Source organism: Aliidiomarina indica, from assembly GCF_015354615.1.
Taxonomy (GTDB): Bacteria; Pseudomonadota; Gammaproteobacteria; order Enterobacterales; family Alteromonadaceae; genus Aliidiomarina; species Aliidiomarina indica.
In genome coordinates this window covers 635,209-649,514 of sequence record NZ_JACAVQ010000001.1, presented here as the reverse complement: position 1 = coordinate 649,514, position 14,306 = coordinate 635,209, and the positions used below count along the sequence as shown (strand labels likewise).

The window sequence follows — 14,306 nt, the reverse complement described above, 5'->3', positions numbered from 1 at the left end:
CATGCTCGCGGCGAGGCCCTTTGATCCTTGATACGGATCCTTGATCCAGATCAAGTGAAACATGTCTCAATTGGTTAGCGTAGATACTATATATAGTGCTTAAGAGTGATTTCAAACACAAGATATGGTGATTATGCGTTTTTCTGAAGAACAGATTGTATGGCAGGAAGTACCTGGGCAGACATCATTAGCTTACACCATCACCGGATGCAACATTGGCTGCAAGGGTTGCCATAGCACCCATACATGGCCGATCGGAAGTGGTGAACTACTCAGCGAGCGCTATTTTCGTACGCGTCTCGATGCCTATGACGGGTTAATAACCTGCGTGCTCTTTCTCGGAGGGGAGTGGCATCAGGCTGGTTTGATAAAACTCCTTAAGATCGCACGTGAAAAGAGACTAAAAACCTGTTTGTACACAGGATTAGAAAGAGTGCCGGCGACACTCTTAAACTACTTAGATTACGTCAAGCTTGGACCTTGGATGGCAAGTCGAGGAGGGCTTGCTGAACGGGGAACAAATCAAACATTTATCAATGTGATCACGGGTGATGTTGAGAACTATAAGTTCTGGTCTTAATCACCTACACCAATAAAAAAGCAAAAAAGGGGATCGTTATGTTGCGCTTACTTCCACACCAAATTGATAAAAAAATCCAGTTTATTCATGACTATTTGCACGCGGAGAATGCCGCTGATGGCTCCAAAATGGATGCTAACGCGAACGTTACCCAAAAGAATGTGGCAACCCTCGAAGCGGAAATTATGAAAGATTTCTTTGTGCAGGTAAATCGTGGCCTAGTCCAGAAAAAAATTGGCGAATTATTCGGCGATGATTTAGCCAATGAATATGTACGCCAGATTGAAGAACATGAGATTTACGTACACGACGAAACAAGCCTGAAGCCATATTGTGTCTCGGTCACCATGTATCCGTTCTTACGTGATGGGCTAACGAAACTGGGCGGAGAGTCGCGTGGACCTAAACACATTGAATCGTTTTGCGGTACCTTTGTGAACTTTGTGTTTGCGGTAAGTTCGCAGTTCGCGGGCGCCGTAGCGACGGTGGAATTTCTCACCTATTTCGATTATTTTGCGCGCAAAGATTATGGTGACAACTATCTCGAGACACATCGTCATGAGATCGCAAATCATCTGCAGCACGTGGTTTATGCGCTCAATCAACCGGCAGCAGCCAGAGGCTATCAGAGTGTGTTCTGGAATATTTCAATCTATGACCAACACTATTTTGATAGCATGTTTGGTGAGTTTGTTTTCCCTGATTTTAGCCGTCCAAGCTGGCGCTCCGTTGAGCAATTACAAGATTTCTTCTTGGATTGGTTTAACCGGGAGCGTGAAAAAACCGTATTAACCTTTCCAGTGGTCACTGTGGCTATGTTGACGGAGCAGGGCGCGTGCAAGGATCAACAGTTTGCGCGGTCAATGGCACGCCATATGGCTGAAGGCAGCTCTTTCTTTGTATATCTATCGGACAACGCAGACAGTTTGGCTAGTTGTTGCCGACTACGTAGTGAAATTGCTGATAACACCTTCTCCTATACGCTCGGTGCTGGCGGGGTTGCCACCGGTTCAATCAATGTGATTACCATCAATATGAACCGATTAGTTCAGGACGGACGAAATCTAGAGGCAGAAATCCGTAAGATTCATCAGTACCAAGTTGCCTATCGACGTCTTATGGAAGAATATCTTGCGGCCGGTTTACTGACTGTTTATGACGCCGGCTTCATCAGCTTAGACAAGCAGTTCCTAACCATCGGTATCAATGGCATGGTGGAAGCGGCCGAGTCTCAGGGCATCCAAGTGGGTAACAACGAAGACTATAAGCAATTTGTGCAGTCGCACCTCAAAGTGATTTACGATGCCAACAAGCAAGCGCGGCAAGAATTTGGTTATATGTTTAATACGGAATTTGTGCCTGCAGAGAATCTCGGCGTGAAGAACGCGAATTGGGATCGCAGCGACGGCTATGTTGTTACCCGGGATTGTTATAACAGTTACTTCTATACCGTTGAGGATGAACGGATCAATGCATTGGATAAGTTTGTCCTGCATGGTCGTGAACTGATCGAGTACTTAGACGGTGGTTCAGCATTGCATCTAAATCTTGATGAAAAGATGGGGACTGACGGCTACCTGACCCTATTTAATCTAGCGGCACGAACGGGCTGTAACTATTTCTGCATCAATGTTCGCATTACCATCTGTAATCAATGTGAAGGGATTGATAAACGGACTCTTGCCTCATGTTCTCACTGTGGTTCCGACGATGTTGACCATGGCACGCGAGTGATAGGCTACTTAAAGCGCGTGTCCGCCTTTAGTGAAGGTCGCAGAAAGGAACATGCACTGCGACACTACCACCGGGAGCGGCAAGGTGCGCTCAAGAGCGCAGTAAAAGAAATCCACACTAAGCAAACGGTAGAAGCGTAAACTACCTACGAAGAGGGAGTTTGCTCCCTCTTTTGTCCTCAATTCCCTCGCGCTATGTTTGCTAAACTGCGGGCTGTAGGTTTGTGATCAAAAAGGACACCCCATGCAGCTTAGCAGTTACGCAGATTTTATTCAGGCCGCGAAAACACAATCGGAACCGCAGCGTTTGCTATTTGTGTTTACCAAAGCGGTAATGCCGGAAAAAGCAACATCTGAACAGCAACAGCGCTTTGGTGCTGGCGAAGGCGGAAATTTAGAGCCTGTTCTTTGTGTTGATAAGCTCCCAGAGGAGGTTGAGGATTTTCAGGTGCTACTCGACGAATCAGCTGCGACAGGAGTGGAATGGGATATTGCCTTTGCCGCCAGTATGAGCGGTGCGGTGGGGATAGCGCCAACCTCCGAGCAAGCTGAGCAACCCTTAAAAATGATGGTAGAAAGTATTAAGGGCGGCAATGTGGCCAATTTTCTCGCCTTCAACCGCAATGCAGAGTTACTTCGTATACTCTGAATTGTCGGTTCGACCGCCCAGTCACGTTGCGCGTTCTGGGCGGTTTTTTATTTCCTCAGGGTGACGACTTTGCGCTAGCGTAAGTCTGATACGCTTCGATACTCTCCGCGACCTGATTAAACAAGGCCAATAGTCGGCTCGGTAGCTGAGCGGGCATATCGACAGTATCTAATAAGTTTTTCACGCCTAAACCTAATTCTGTATCGCCGTGAATCCGTAACTTCCGACGGAAGAAGAGGGTGTCTGGATCTACGCGTTGCGCAATCATTAAAAAGAAATCTTCGGTGTTGCCTGAAAGTTGGACATCGCACTTGGCGAACCCTGTTGGCTCACAACTCAGTTTGACCTGCAGGGGCATAAAGGATGCTTTTTGCAAGGTCACTTGCATGAACAAGCCAATATCTTCAAACCCAATCACGACCGCGGTGTTGGTAAGAAAATCTAGCTCGCCTGCCTCTAGCTGGTCTGAAAATACGTGCTTGAGAAGCTGCTGACTTAGCTGCTCCATGGGCCATTTGGGGCTGTATTTTAACCCTGTCTTTGTCCATCCAGGGAGTTTGGGTATCACCTTGTGAGTAACTCGTTTTATATCGAACATTCAGTAACTTCCGTCGTTTGATCGCGTAAAATAAGGATACGTTTGCTACCGCATCGGCAGCTTAATCTACATCAATAAAGCGCGAGATTTTACGATGGCTTCACAGCATCAAAATGCGCGTTAAATGATTATTAAAAGCGTGGAATTATTATGGAGTTATTATGTCCAGCCGGAAGTTTACCTGCCCTCAAAGCGGCACTTAAGCATGGCGCAGATGCCGTGTATGTGGGTTTGAAAAATCAAACAAACGCACGCCATTTTGCCGGGTTAAATTTCGCTGAAGGTACGCTGCAACAAGCTGTTGCTGAAACACATGGTCATGGTAAGAAAATTCATGTCGCCATTAATACGTTCGCGCATCCGGAGCAATGGACGCATTGGGCGCAGGCCGTCGACGATTCAATTCGCTGTGGCGTTGATGTCTTGATTGTGGCGGATATATCCATTCTCCATTACATCCGTAGCACGTACCCTGAACAAGAAGTGCACCTTTCAGTTCAGGCATCAGCCACGAATCAAGCGGCAATCGCTTACTATCAACAGCATTTTGGTGTCCAGCGCGTGGTACTGCCACGTGTATTAGCGATGAATCAAGTGCGTGCATTGGCGCGTTCAACAACCGTTGATTTGGAAGTGTTCGCCTTTGGCAGCCTGTGTATTATGGCTGAAGGTCGATGCTACCTGAGTTCCTACATGACGGGTGAATCACCAAATACAGCGGGCGCGTGCTCTCCAGCCGCTTATGTGCGATGGGAAGACGAGGGCGACTATTTGGAATCGCGCCTAAACGGCGTGGTCATCGACCGATTTGCGCCAAATGAAACCGCAGGCTATCCAACCTTATGCAAAGGTCGCTTCGATGTGGACGGTCAGCGTTACCACCCTCTGGAAGAACCTACTAGTCTAAATACCCTTGATTTACTTCCAGAATTGTATCGGGAGGGCATCACCTCGTTAAAGATCGAGGGGCGACAACGAAGTCCTGCCTATGTCGCTAACATTACCCGAGTCTGGCGAGCCGCTATTGACCACGTGCTTACGTCCCCCGAACGATTTCAGGTGCAAGCAGAGTGGAATGCAGTGTTGGCGTCTTTGTCTGAGGGTAGCCAGACCACCATTGGTGCCTATCACCGCAGTTGGAAATAGGAGTAATCATGCAATATTCATTAGGCCCGGTACTATATTTTTGGCCCAAAGCCACCATGCAAGCATTTTATCGGCAAGCCATTGAGCAACCACTCGATGTGGTTTATCTCGGTGAAACCGTGTGTAGTAAACGCCGAGAGTTAAAGTTGGCTGATTATATGAGCATTGCCCATGAACTTCGGGAGGCGGGAAAACAGGTATGTTTATCGACCATGACACTGTTAGAGGCACCGTCAGAATTACGGGAACTTAAACGCTATTGCGAAAACGGTGAATTTCTCCTTGAGGCCAACGATATGAGTGCCGTGCAAATGCTGCATGAAGCCGGGCTGCCATTTGTTGGAGGGGCGGCTATCAATTGCTACAATCAGCACACGTTATCATTGTTGATTGATCAGGGCATGATCCGTTGGCTTATGCCGGTGGAGCTTTCAGGAGATTGGCTTGCCAGTATCTTGCGGCAGCCAGAGATTCAGCAGCGGCGGCATTTGTTCGCGACAGAAGTGTTCGCTTTTGGTCATCTTCCGCTGGCTTGGTCCGCTCGATGCTTCACAGCGCGTTCTGAAAATAGACACAAAGACCAGTGTGAGCTGTGTTGTATTCGTTATCCGAAGGGGCGAACGGTGACGAGCCAGGATGGTCGCGATGTGTTTGTACTCAATGGAATACAAACCCAATCAGGGGAGCGCTATAACCTTGTGAATCAGTTACCCGGGATGCATTCACAGGTAGATATGGTGCGACTTAGCCCCGAAATTGACGATACATGGGTGTGGCTAGAGCGATTTCGGGCTAATGAACAGGGCGAAGCTCCGGTGGCGCTAGCGAATAATGAGTGCAACGGATATTGGCTCAAACTCGCCGGAATGATGCAGCAATAGCAGACAGCAATGGCGTGAAGTATAGGTGCGCGGCGAAACTAAAGGACATCACAAGTTATGAGTAATCAAGAAAACACATCAGCCCGAATTGGGGTTCTAACGGTCAGTGACCGAGCCAGTGCAGGTGTTTATGAAGATATCTCCGGTCAAGCCATCATCGATACGCTAACCGACTATATTCATTCACCGTTTGAGGTATGTTATCGGGTTATTCCCGACGAACAGGCACTCATTGAAAAAACCTTAATTGAGCTTGCTGATCATGAAGGCTGCTGTTTAATCGTAACCACAGGCGGAACAGGGCCAGCGAAACGGGATGTTACGCCTGAAGCAACGGAAGCTGTATGCGATCGGATGATGCCGGGCTTTGGTGAACTCATGCGTACCGAGTCGCTTAAATACGTGCCAACGGCTATTTTATCGCGGCAAACAGCCGGCCTTCGCCAGCAGACTCTGATCGTAAATCTACCCGGTAAACCAAAAGCAATTCGGCAATGCCTTGATGCGGTATTTCCGGCCATTCCTTATTGCATCGATCTGATGGAAGGGCCGTATTTACAATGCGATGAGGATGTAATTTCGGTTTTTCGCCCTAAGAGTTAACCACTGCCGCGCTTTAGTTTTGGTTAAGAACAAACAAATAGATCACCAATAAAAGCGTGACAAACCAAAACCCTGAAAGCAGTTGCCAGAATAGCAGGCTACTACTGCGGCTGCGTTGTTTCACCTCTTCTCGGAGAAAGTCGGGATTTGGGTGCTTTAGATCTCGAATTAAACTGTTAAGGCTGCGATAACGCTGGTTTAAGTCGAAACTCACGCCTTTTTCTAAGGCGCGGTCGAACCAGACCGGTATCGCCGGATTATGTTTGCGCGCACTGATATAGCGCAAGCGATCATAGTCACTTGGAGTTTTACACTCTTCAATCCCATCCCCGTACGGTAGTTTGCCGGTAAACATTTCGTAGCAAATCGTGGCCAACGCATACACATCACCTTGAATACCGGAATTACGACCGGTGAGATACTGAGGATCGGAGTAGGCGGCCGTGCCTAACACGGATGAATGATCGATGGGAACGAATATCTCAGCAACGCCAGCAACATATACGCTGCCGAAATCCACGATTTTAATGGTTTCCTTGGACGACACTGGATCGGTTGAAACAATGATGTTTCCGGGTTTTAAATCTTGATGAACCGCTTCGCAGTCATGAAATGCCTGAATGCCCTCAACTACTTGTTCAATCAAGCGAATGGCACGTCCAGGTTTTACTGGTAAATTGTTCTCAAGCCATTTTTCCAGACTCACGCCATCAACGTACTCCATTAAGTAATACAGGAAACTTCGCGGGCGCGATTGCCGAATTATTTTTACCACATGAGGACTATCAACCCGGCTACCAATCCATTCTTCCCGAATAAAACGCTCGATATAGCTGCTGTCGTCCTCAAAGTTTGCCGAGGGTGTTTTCATTACCGCTCGTTGCCCTGTATCGATATCCCGCACCAAATATAAATGACTTCGACTGCTTGCAAAGAGTTCTTGAATAATCTCGAGGCCATCCACCTTCATGCCGGCTTTAAATGCTGGCGGGAAGGGGAGTTCGGTAAGCTGATCATGGAAATCATCAATGTCGGTATTGGGCAAGGCAATGATCTCAGCAACCACGGCGCTTATATTATCGTCACATCCTTGTTGCAGGGCGAGTTGTTTTAATTGCTCGCAGATCTCCGGTAGCGATTGGTTACTTCCTAAGGCTTCTTGCAATTGCGTCTCGCTGACAAAATCATGGATACCATCGGAGGTCAGTAAGAAACGATCGCCCACACAGATTTCCTGTTTTCCATGATCGAGCTGTAGTTGCCCATCCATGCCAAGTGCACGTGCTAAGAACTGACGTTCATGATTAAGTTGAGCAGTGTGGTCAGTGGTGAGCTGGCGTAGAAATCCGCTTCGCCAATGATATACACGACTGTCGCCGACATGAAAAAAATGCGCGGTATGCGATTTAATAATCACCGAACTAAAGGTACAGAGTTGTCCCTTCATTTCATTTTTAAATACGTGGCTGTGGCGAAATAACCGTAAGTTAATGGTGGAAAGCACCTGGCTTGCGCTATGGGCGACAGACCAAGTGTCCGGCGTCGAGAAAAAATCCCGTAGAAACATGCGTACCGCTGTTTCGCTTGCTTCTTGTCCTGCTTCCGCGCTGCTTACACCGTCTGCGATAGCGAGAATAGCACCTTTATAGGTAAGCACATGCGCATCTTCGGGAACACGGACGCCAACGGCATCTTCGTTTCCTTCTTTGCCACCTTCTACGCACACAGTGGCGTAGTTAAGCTGTAAATGTGCAGTGCTTACCGGCTGACTCATTACTTGTGGCCCACCTCAATGGTATGTACGGTGCCGTCAGGCATTACTTCAGCAATATGGCCACGAGGATTATCCATAAACCATACTGCAACCAAACCGAGTAGGGCGGAAGCGGCAATGACGTAGAAGAACGTGCTATAGGTAACAAAACTAAGAACGGTAAGGTAGATCACCGCCCCGACGTTACCATAGGCACCAGCCATTCCAGCAATTTGCCCAGTCATGCTGCGTTTAATCAATGGAATCATGGCGAATACGGCACCCTCGCCAGCTTGGACGAAGAACGAACAAGCCATAGTGACTAATACCGCTAAAATAATCCACCAATGAGAGTCAATTAGACCCATCATAAAGTAGCCTAGCGCCAACCCGGAAATCATAAATAGCAAACTGCGACGGCGACCGAATCGATCTGAGAACCAACCACCCATAGGGCGAGATACCAGATTCATAAAAGCAAATGCCGATGCAAGCAAACCTGCGGTCACGGCAGTAAGGCCTTCAAAGGTTTGTAAGAAATAGAGTGGCAACATAGAGACAACCGCAAGCTCAGAGCCGAAGGTTGCAAAATAAGCGATATTAAGAATCCCCACCTGCTTAAATGAATACTTTTCTAGCTCAGGAACACCCGCGCGTAGATGCTCAGCGTTAACCGCATAGGTGGTCCAAGTGTGATAGATAAAAATCACCACCAGCGAAATGAAGAAGATATACATCATGTTTTCGCTGAATAGGTGCACGCCAGAGGGTGATAACCGCCAAGCTAAGATACCAAGGGCCAGATACATGGGAATGTTCATGAGGATCAACGCCCAGAGCGCGCCCCAAGACGATACCAGCATAGCCCCATTCTTTTTAGGCTTGAAGTAGATAGAGCCTTTTGGTGTATTGCGTGCGTATTTATAGAACACTAAGCCGTAGATACCACAGAGAATCCCGACCAGTGCGATCGCATAACGCCAGCCATCATCGCCGCCAAAGGCAAGCGCAAGGGTAGGTAAGAGCATCGCTGCCGCTGCAGAGCCAAAATTACCCCAGCCGCCGTAGATTCCTTCCGCAGTTCCCACTTGATGGGCAGGAAACCATTCGCTCACCAAGCGAATACCAATCACGAAGCCCGCACCAACAAAGCCAAGCAAGAAGCGGAAGATCGCAAGCGATGTATAGGTGTTCGCGAAAGCAAAACCAATACATAAGAATGCGGAAATGATAAGAAGAATGGCATAGATAAGTCGCGGGCCGTAGCGGTCAACTAGCATGCCGACAATAATCCGTGCAGGAATTGTGATGGCAACGTTCAAGATGAGCAGGGCTCGAATTTGCGCATCGGTAAGATCCAGTGAATGCTGAATCGATGCCAGTAGTGGGGCATGCGCAAACCAAACTGCGAAGGTCAAAAAGAAAGCAAACCATGTTAAATGGAGCGTTTTTATCTTTGGATCGCTAAAACGTAGTAGGTTTAAGCCGGTGCCAGCAGACGCGGTTGACATAATAAAACCTCAATTAAAGTAAGGGAATCTGGGCGGCAGTGTGCGCACTATTGAGGCTAGCTTGCTTGATCTACATCAATAAGGCTAATGCTCTGTTTTTACAAAGAAAAAACGGCCTACCTAGAAAGGAGTAATGGACTCATGGCGGAATCCCAGGCACAGCAAGGAGGCTTTACCTCTTTGGGGGTAGGGTAAGCGCACCATGTCGTTGGCGGAGTGATTTGTGAGTATCCCTAGCGTTCCCTGTGCCGAACGCAGAAACTCGTTAAGATGCATGCTATTGGTTTATCGGAGTGACTTAAATGGACGCTACTTTACCTCGCGCGTGGCAGGCTCTGACTATGGCCACCCTTGCCTTTGCCGCTAATTTCTCGGTGTGGATCTTGTATGCTGTTCTCGCCATTAATATTCAAAAACAGCTGAGTCTCACAGGGGTAGAGTTAGGGATATTACTATCCGCACCGATGCTGACCGGTGCGATTTTGCGTATTCCTGTGGGTATTCTTTGCGAGTATGTCTCTGCACGGCGTTTGTGGATTATACAAATGCTTCTCACGATTCCAGCGTTACTGCTGTTGCCATTTGTAACCAGTTTTATTGGCTTTATTGTGATTGGTCTGTGGATTGGCTTGAGTGGCGTTTCTTTTATTCTAGGCGTACGTTACGTCACCGATTGGTTTTCCCGTTCACAACAAGGTTTAGCGCTCGGAATATTTGGCGCCGGTAATGCTGGCGCTGCTATTTCCTTCGTAGTTCTCCCATTGTTTATTATTTGGTTTGATTGGCCTTGGACGGGGCCTCTCTATGCTGCAGGTTTAACCCTGATGTTGTTTGCTTTTATTCTATTCGCGCCGGTAACTCCAAATTATGTACCGCGGCATACACCGCCATGGAAACAGCAGCTTCAGCCACTGAAAGACTTCCGTGTATGGCGCTTTGGTCTCTATTATTACTTTGTGTTTGGTAGCTTTCTGGCGCTTATCATGTGGTTACCCCACTATTACATGCAAGCGTATCAATTGGAGTTTGGCCAAGCGATGGCGTTCACGCTCTTCTTTGTAACGACCTCAAGCATGGTCAGGGCGCTGGGCGGTTGGTTAGCCGACCGCTACGGCGGCCAGTTGGTTAACTGGAGCGTATTTTGGGTCTGTCTTGTATGCCTATTTTTCTTGAGTTATCCGCCCACCACGATGACGATTCACGGCATTGAACGAGACGTGATTCTAAATATAGAGATTAACCTATGGGTGTTTACGGCACTCATGTTTGTTATTGGCATTGCGCAAGGATTGGGTAGAGCGAGTGTATTTAAAGTGATTCACAATCACTACCCGAAACAAATGGGTTCAGTTGGCGGTATTGTAGCGGCCATCGGCGGACTCGGTGGCTTTACACTGCCCATAGTGTTCGGCCTAAGTCAGGACATGCTTGGTATTTCAAGTGCTGCATTTATGGTGTTGTACGCGGTTTTGGCGATGTGTATGACGGTTATGTTTCTTGCGCTAAGGGCAGAACGGTATCGTCGTGAGTTAGAGCAGGCACAAACACAAAATTTCTTCGAAGAGTAGTGAAAAGGGGTTCGAACAATGCAAGTTACCCATGAACAAAAAGAGCAGCAAATATTCCCACTGTGGCGGCAGGCGTTTCGTCCGTTTTTTCTTTTGGGCGCGCTCTTTAGTGCAATTGCTATGTCGCTTTGGGGACTTGTATTGGCAGGTCACATCTCATTGAATCCGTATCATAATGTAATGTTCTGGCATCAGCATGAAATGTTGTTTGGATTTGTGGTTGCCATTATCTTGGGATTTCTTCTCACTGCGGTGCAAAACTGGACAGGGCTTCGTTCTACGCATGGCGGCACTCTAGCCATACTTGTTGGTCTGTGGCTAAGTGCGCGGGTGTTGATGTTGTTTGGGGCATTGGCACCCGCATGGCTTGTCATCATCGTAGATCTTGCATTGTTGCCGGTGGCTGCTTTGTTATTTGCACGCTTACTGGTCAACGCCAAGCAATCAAGAAACCTATTTTTTGTGCCTATTTTACTGGCACTTGCAGCCATGAATGCGGCCACTCACGCAGGGGTAGTGTATGGGCGCTTTGATTGGATTCAATACGGAACTAATAATGCGGTCTGGTTGATCACCCTCATTATGGTGGTCATTTCCGGTCGTGTATTACCGATGTTTACTGCCAATGGGACACAAACCGAACGGGTTCAACCGAAAGCTTGGATTGAGTTAGGTGCGTTATGTTCTGTTTGGCTCATTGTGGTACTGCATGTCTTTGCTCTTACTGCTTATCTCCCAGACCGTGCATTCGCAGTGCTTTTTGCATTTGCTGCGGTTATGACGGCAATTCGACTTATTCGACTGCGTTTCTGGATCACCTTACGCACACCACTGCTGTGGTCGCTCCATCTATCTGTGGCCTTTATCCCCTTAGCATTTGCGCTGTTTGCGCTGCGCTATGCGGGAATTGAACTCAGTAATAGTATTAGTCATAGTACCGCCATTCATACACTGACTGTCGGTGCGATGGGAGTGATGATTCTTTCCATGATGGCGCGGGTATCACTGGGCCATAGCGGTCGGCCTCTAAAGCCAAGCCCGCTTATGTCTGTCGCATTTTTGTTCGTCATTGCCGCTGCTTTAGTTCGGATCGGGGCAAATTGGGGACCCATTGCCGATATGATCACTTGGTATCAATGGGCTGTAGTTTCGTGGGTTCTGGCGTTCGTTATTTTTATCGTTCTCTACCTTCCAGTGTTTCTCACGCCACGGGCTGACGGACGCCCTGGCTAGTGAGGGGAAGATATCCTCGCTACTCTTTGTGGGTAGTTGAAGATTTGTTCAACGGGCATTGATGCATATCAAAATATCTTTATAACGAGTCGCTACACTGTGGGCTCGTTATTAAGGGCGAGATAGAATCATGTCGGTAAACATCAAAATATCGGAAAGTAAATCGGACAAACCACTGGTGTATTCATGCTCTGGTTGCTCCAATGTTGCCCAACTCGCTAACGATATTGCCGTACGTTTAAGCCGCGATGGTATTGCAGAAATGTCATGTATTGCCGGTGTCGGTGGGAATGTACGCCCGCTCGTGCGTACCGCTTGTTCCGGGCGCAATATCATTGCCCTGGATGGCTGTCCCTTAGCCTGTGTGAAACATTCCTTAAAACGAGTTGGCGTTGAGCCTACCTGGCACATTGAACTTACCCGCATGGGGTTAAAGAAACAAGACCACCAAGATTGCTCGATTCAAGAGACTTTTCAAGCGCTATCTTATGTTTATCAGCAGCTTGGCGTGAAGTCGCCGGACTGATCTGCTATTTAGCGCATACCGGACAGTTGGCGGCTTTGCTAAACCCAAATCGCTGCCACTCGCTGGTGAAACCATCGAAATGGTGCAGTTGCCCACTTTCACTGGGCCCAATATTTATTAAAAGTTTTAACGCTTCTAATGCTTGCAAAGTGCCAATAACGCCGACTATTGGTGAGAGTACACCAGCGCTCATGCAGGTCAGTTCTTGCTCCCCAAATAAACGACTAAAACACTGATAACAGGGCGCATCAACAGTCATGGGCAATACCACGACCTGTCCTTCCATCCGAATGGCAGCACCCGACACCAGAGGCACCTGTTGTGCACAGCATAGTTCATTAATCAGATTTCTCGTCGCTAAATTATCAGAACAATCGAGTACGAGATCGATATCAGCGAGTAAAGAAGTTAACAGCGACGCGTCCACCCGTTGTGGAATTTCATGGATCTGGATATCGCTATTTTGGGCGCGTAGTTGATCGGCGACAGCGGCAACTTTAGATCGACCGATATCGGATTCTCTAAATGTAATTTGGCGTTGTAGATTGCTTAATTCAACAGAATCATCATCTGCTAAGTACAAAGTACCCACGCCGGCAGCGGCAAGGTAGGGGGCTGCCGCGTTTCCGAGCCCTCCAAGACCAACGATGAGTACCCGAGCGGCGAGTAAACGCTCTTGCCCGGCAAAGTCAACGGACGGAAGCAAGATATGACGTGCGTACCGTTTCGTTTGTTGCTCTGTGAGTGGCGGCAGTTGTGTACTTACTTTTTTGTTCATGGGCGCGCTATTGTCAGTCATCTACTTATGGTGGGTAGAAGCTTATCACAAACGAAACAGAGCCCCTATGTACCATCAGGGGTACTCCTTATGCCCGCTTGTTGTTATGGCATCAAGCCAGTACTTTGAGCGCATATTAACTAGCAAAGCGTTCGCTACAGCGTTTGCTTTGAGGAGCCTCTATGCAGTACTCAGCCGTAACAATATCGTTAGATCAGCAACCTATAAAGGAGTTGCGCAATCGCAGCAATCAAGAATTGGTGAGTTATGTTTTGGAGCGTTTTCACCAAGTTCATCGTTTGCAATTGGAAGAGTTACTCCTATTAGCTGCGAAGGTTGAACAAGCCCACGGTGATCATGAAGCGTGTCCATCGGGCTTATTTCTTTTACTCGAACGGATACAACGTGAGCTTGAACAGCACATGTTAAAAGAGGAACAAATCCTGTTTCCGATGCTCCTTAATGGGCAGTATCCACGCGGACCAATTGCTGTGATGGAAAGTGAGCATGAGGAACATGAAGCGGCAATTGCCGAGTTATTGGCAGTAACCCACAATTTAACACTACCCGCCGGTGCCTGCGGTACGTGGCAGGCACTGTATGGTAAATTGAATGAGTTTATTCAAGACATTCGCAGTCACATTGAGATTGAAAACAATGTCCTGTTTGTTTCTGAGCATGCCCGTTCGGGGCAATGCTGTGGAGGTTGTCAGTAAAACGTAACTGGTATTTTTTTTATATGAAAAG

The 14,306-nt window shown here is 47.8% G+C and carries 14 protein-coding genes; 10 read left to right on the top strand and 4 right to left on the bottom strand.

The features are described from left to right. The first annotated feature begins 133 nt into the window (after positions 1 to 133). The 3 genes from nrdG to HXZ99_RS02940 all read left to right on the top strand — a co-directional run bounded on the left by nrdG (position 134) and on the right by HXZ99_RS02940 (position 2,962). Positions 134 to 580 (top strand): anaerobic ribonucleoside-triphosphate reductase activating protein, encoded by a 447-nt coding sequence (nrdG, locus tag HXZ99_RS02950; protein ID WP_228517517.1) that lies wholly within the window; start codon positions 134 to 136, stop codon positions 578 to 580. After that, the gene (nrdD, locus tag HXZ99_RS02945; RefSeq protein WP_331458468.1) at positions 580 to 2,454 is read left to right on the top strand and encodes an anaerobic ribonucleoside-triphosphate reductase; all 1,875 of its coding nucleotides are present in this window, start codon (positions 580 to 582) and stop codon (positions 2,452 to 2,454) included. Before nrdG ends, nrdD begins: the two co-directional genes overlap by 1 nt. A gap of 103 nt (positions 2,455 to 2,557) precedes the next feature. Next, entirely contained in the window at positions 2,558 to 2,962 is a 405-nt protein-coding gene (locus HXZ99_RS02940) for a ribonucleotide reductase subunit alpha (protein WP_194755765.1), read from the top strand. Positions 2,963 to 3,017: 55 nt separating this feature from the next. Here the strand turns inward: HXZ99_RS02940 and ubiT are convergent, their stop codons facing one another. After that, positions 3,018 to 3,560: a ubiquinone anaerobic biosynthesis accessory factor UbiT gene (gene ubiT / locus HXZ99_RS12320; RefSeq protein ID WP_194755764.1), complete on the bottom strand. Its 543-nt coding sequence runs from the start codon at positions 3,558 to 3,560 to the stop codon at positions 3,018 to 3,020. A gap of 150 nt (positions 3,561 to 3,710) precedes the next feature. Between ubiT and ubiU the strand changes: the two genes are divergently transcribed. Genes ubiU through mog form a run of 3 tightly spaced genes read left to right on the top strand, consistent with a single transcriptional unit; the run spans position 3,711 to position 6,190 of the window. After that, the gene (ubiU, locus tag HXZ99_RS02930; protein WP_194755763.1) at positions 3,711 to 4,706 is read left to right on the top strand and encodes a ubiquinone anaerobic biosynthesis protein UbiU; all 996 of its coding nucleotides are present in this window, start codon (positions 3,711 to 3,713) and stop codon (positions 4,704 to 4,706) included. An 8-nt stretch (positions 4,707 to 4,714) separates the two neighbouring features. Then, positions 4,715 to 5,587, top strand: a complete 873-nt coding sequence (locus HXZ99_RS02925) for a U32 family peptidase (RefSeq protein ID WP_194755762.1) — start codon at positions 4,715 to 4,717, stop codon at positions 5,585 to 5,587. A 57-nt stretch (positions 5,588 to 5,644) separates the two neighbouring features. Beyond that, complete coding sequence (gene mog, locus HXZ99_RS02920; protein ID WP_194755761.1) at positions 5,645 to 6,190, top strand: molybdopterin adenylyltransferase; 546 nt, start codon at positions 5,645 to 5,647, stop codon at positions 6,188 to 6,190. Positions 6,191 to 6,203: 13 nt separating this feature from the next. On the opposite strand, the gene HXZ99_RS02915 is transcribed toward mog, so the two are convergent. Beyond that, positions 6,204 to 7,964 carry a bifunctional protein-serine/threonine kinase/phosphatase gene (locus tag HXZ99_RS02915; protein ID WP_194755760.1) on the bottom strand — a complete coding sequence of 587 codons (1,761 nt, stop codon included), beginning with the start codon at positions 7,962 to 7,964 and terminating at the stop codon, positions 6,204 to 6,206. Beyond that, a complete protein-coding gene (locus HXZ99_RS02910) occupies positions 7,964 to 9,454 on the bottom strand; it encodes a NarK family nitrate/nitrite MFS transporter (RefSeq protein WP_194755759.1) in 1,491 nt (496 codons plus the stop codon). Before HXZ99_RS02910 ends, HXZ99_RS02915 begins: the two co-directional genes overlap by 1 nt. 302 nt (positions 9,455 to 9,756) lie before the next feature. Here HXZ99_RS02910 and HXZ99_RS02905 point away from each other — a divergent pair, with 302 nt between their 5' ends. From HXZ99_RS02905 to HXZ99_RS02895, 3 genes are all read left to right on the top strand, one after another. Then, entirely contained in the window at positions 9,757 to 11,022 is a 1,266-nt protein-coding gene (locus HXZ99_RS02905) for an MFS transporter (protein ID WP_194755758.1), read from the top strand. A gap of 18 nt (positions 11,023 to 11,040) precedes the next feature. Beyond that, the gene (locus tag HXZ99_RS02900) at positions 11,041 to 12,255 is read left to right on the top strand and encodes an NnrS family protein (RefSeq protein ID WP_194755757.1); all 1,215 of its coding nucleotides are present in this window, start codon (positions 11,041 to 11,043) and stop codon (positions 12,253 to 12,255) included. A gap of 130 nt (positions 12,256 to 12,385) precedes the next feature. After that, positions 12,386 to 12,781 (top strand): putative zinc-binding protein, encoded by a 396-nt coding sequence (locus HXZ99_RS02895; protein ID WP_194755756.1) that lies wholly within the window; start codon positions 12,386 to 12,388, stop codon positions 12,779 to 12,781. Positions 12,782 to 12,785: 4 nt separating this feature from the next. On the opposite strand, the gene HXZ99_RS02890 is transcribed toward HXZ99_RS02895, so the two are convergent. Then, entirely contained in the window at positions 12,786 to 13,559 is a 774-nt protein-coding gene (locus HXZ99_RS02890; RefSeq protein ID WP_194755755.1) for a HesA/MoeB/ThiF family protein, read from the bottom strand. A gap of 182 nt (positions 13,560 to 13,741) precedes the next feature. On the opposite strand from HXZ99_RS02890, the gene HXZ99_RS02885 reads away from it, so the two are divergent. Next, positions 13,742 to 14,275, top strand: a complete 534-nt coding sequence (locus tag HXZ99_RS02885) for a hemerythrin domain-containing protein (protein ID WP_194755754.1) — start codon at positions 13,742 to 13,744, stop codon at positions 14,273 to 14,275. The last annotated feature ends 31 nt before the right edge of the window (positions 14,276 to 14,306 follow it).

Coding starts and splice junctions, on each gene's coding strand:
- nrdG (WP_228517517.1), top strand. CDS start 134: ATGCGTTTTTCTGAAGAACAGATTGTATGGCAGGAAGTACCTGGGCAG.
- HXZ99_RS02940 (WP_194755765.1), top strand. CDS start 2,558: ATGCAGCTTAGCAGTTACGCAGATTTTATTCAGGCCGCGAAAACACAA.
- ubiT (WP_194755764.1), bottom strand. CDS start 3,560: ATGTTCGATATAAAACGAGTTACTCACAAGGTGATACCCAAACTCCCT.
- ubiU (WP_194755763.1), top strand. CDS start 3,711: ATGGAGTTATTATGTCCAGCCGGAAGTTTACCTGCCCTCAAAGCGGCA.
- HXZ99_RS02925 (WP_194755762.1), top strand. CDS start 4,715: ATGCAATATTCATTAGGCCCGGTACTATATTTTTGGCCCAAAGCCACC.
- mog (WP_194755761.1), top strand. CDS start 5,645: ATGAGTAATCAAGAAAACACATCAGCCCGAATTGGGGTTCTAACGGTC.
- HXZ99_RS02915 (WP_194755760.1), bottom strand. CDS start 7,964: ATGAGTCAGCCGGTAAGCACTGCACATTTACAGCTTAACTACGCCACT.
- HXZ99_RS02910 (WP_194755759.1), bottom strand. CDS start 9,454: ATGTCAACCGCGTCTGCTGGCACCGGCTTAAACCTACTACGTTTTAGC.
- HXZ99_RS02905 (WP_194755758.1), top strand. CDS start 9,757: ATGGACGCTACTTTACCTCGCGCGTGGCAGGCTCTGACTATGGCCACC.
- HXZ99_RS02900 (WP_194755757.1), top strand. CDS start 11,041: ATGCAAGTTACCCATGAACAAAAAGAGCAGCAAATATTCCCACTGTGG.
- HXZ99_RS02895 (WP_194755756.1), top strand. CDS start 12,386: ATGTCGGTAAACATCAAAATATCGGAAAGTAAATCGGACAAACCACTG.
- HXZ99_RS02890 (WP_194755755.1), bottom strand. CDS start 13,559: ATGAACAAAAAAGTAAGTACACAACTGCCGCCACTCACAGAGCAACAA.
- HXZ99_RS02885 (WP_194755754.1), top strand. CDS start 13,742: ATGCAGTACTCAGCCGTAACAATATCGTTAGATCAGCAACCTATAAAG.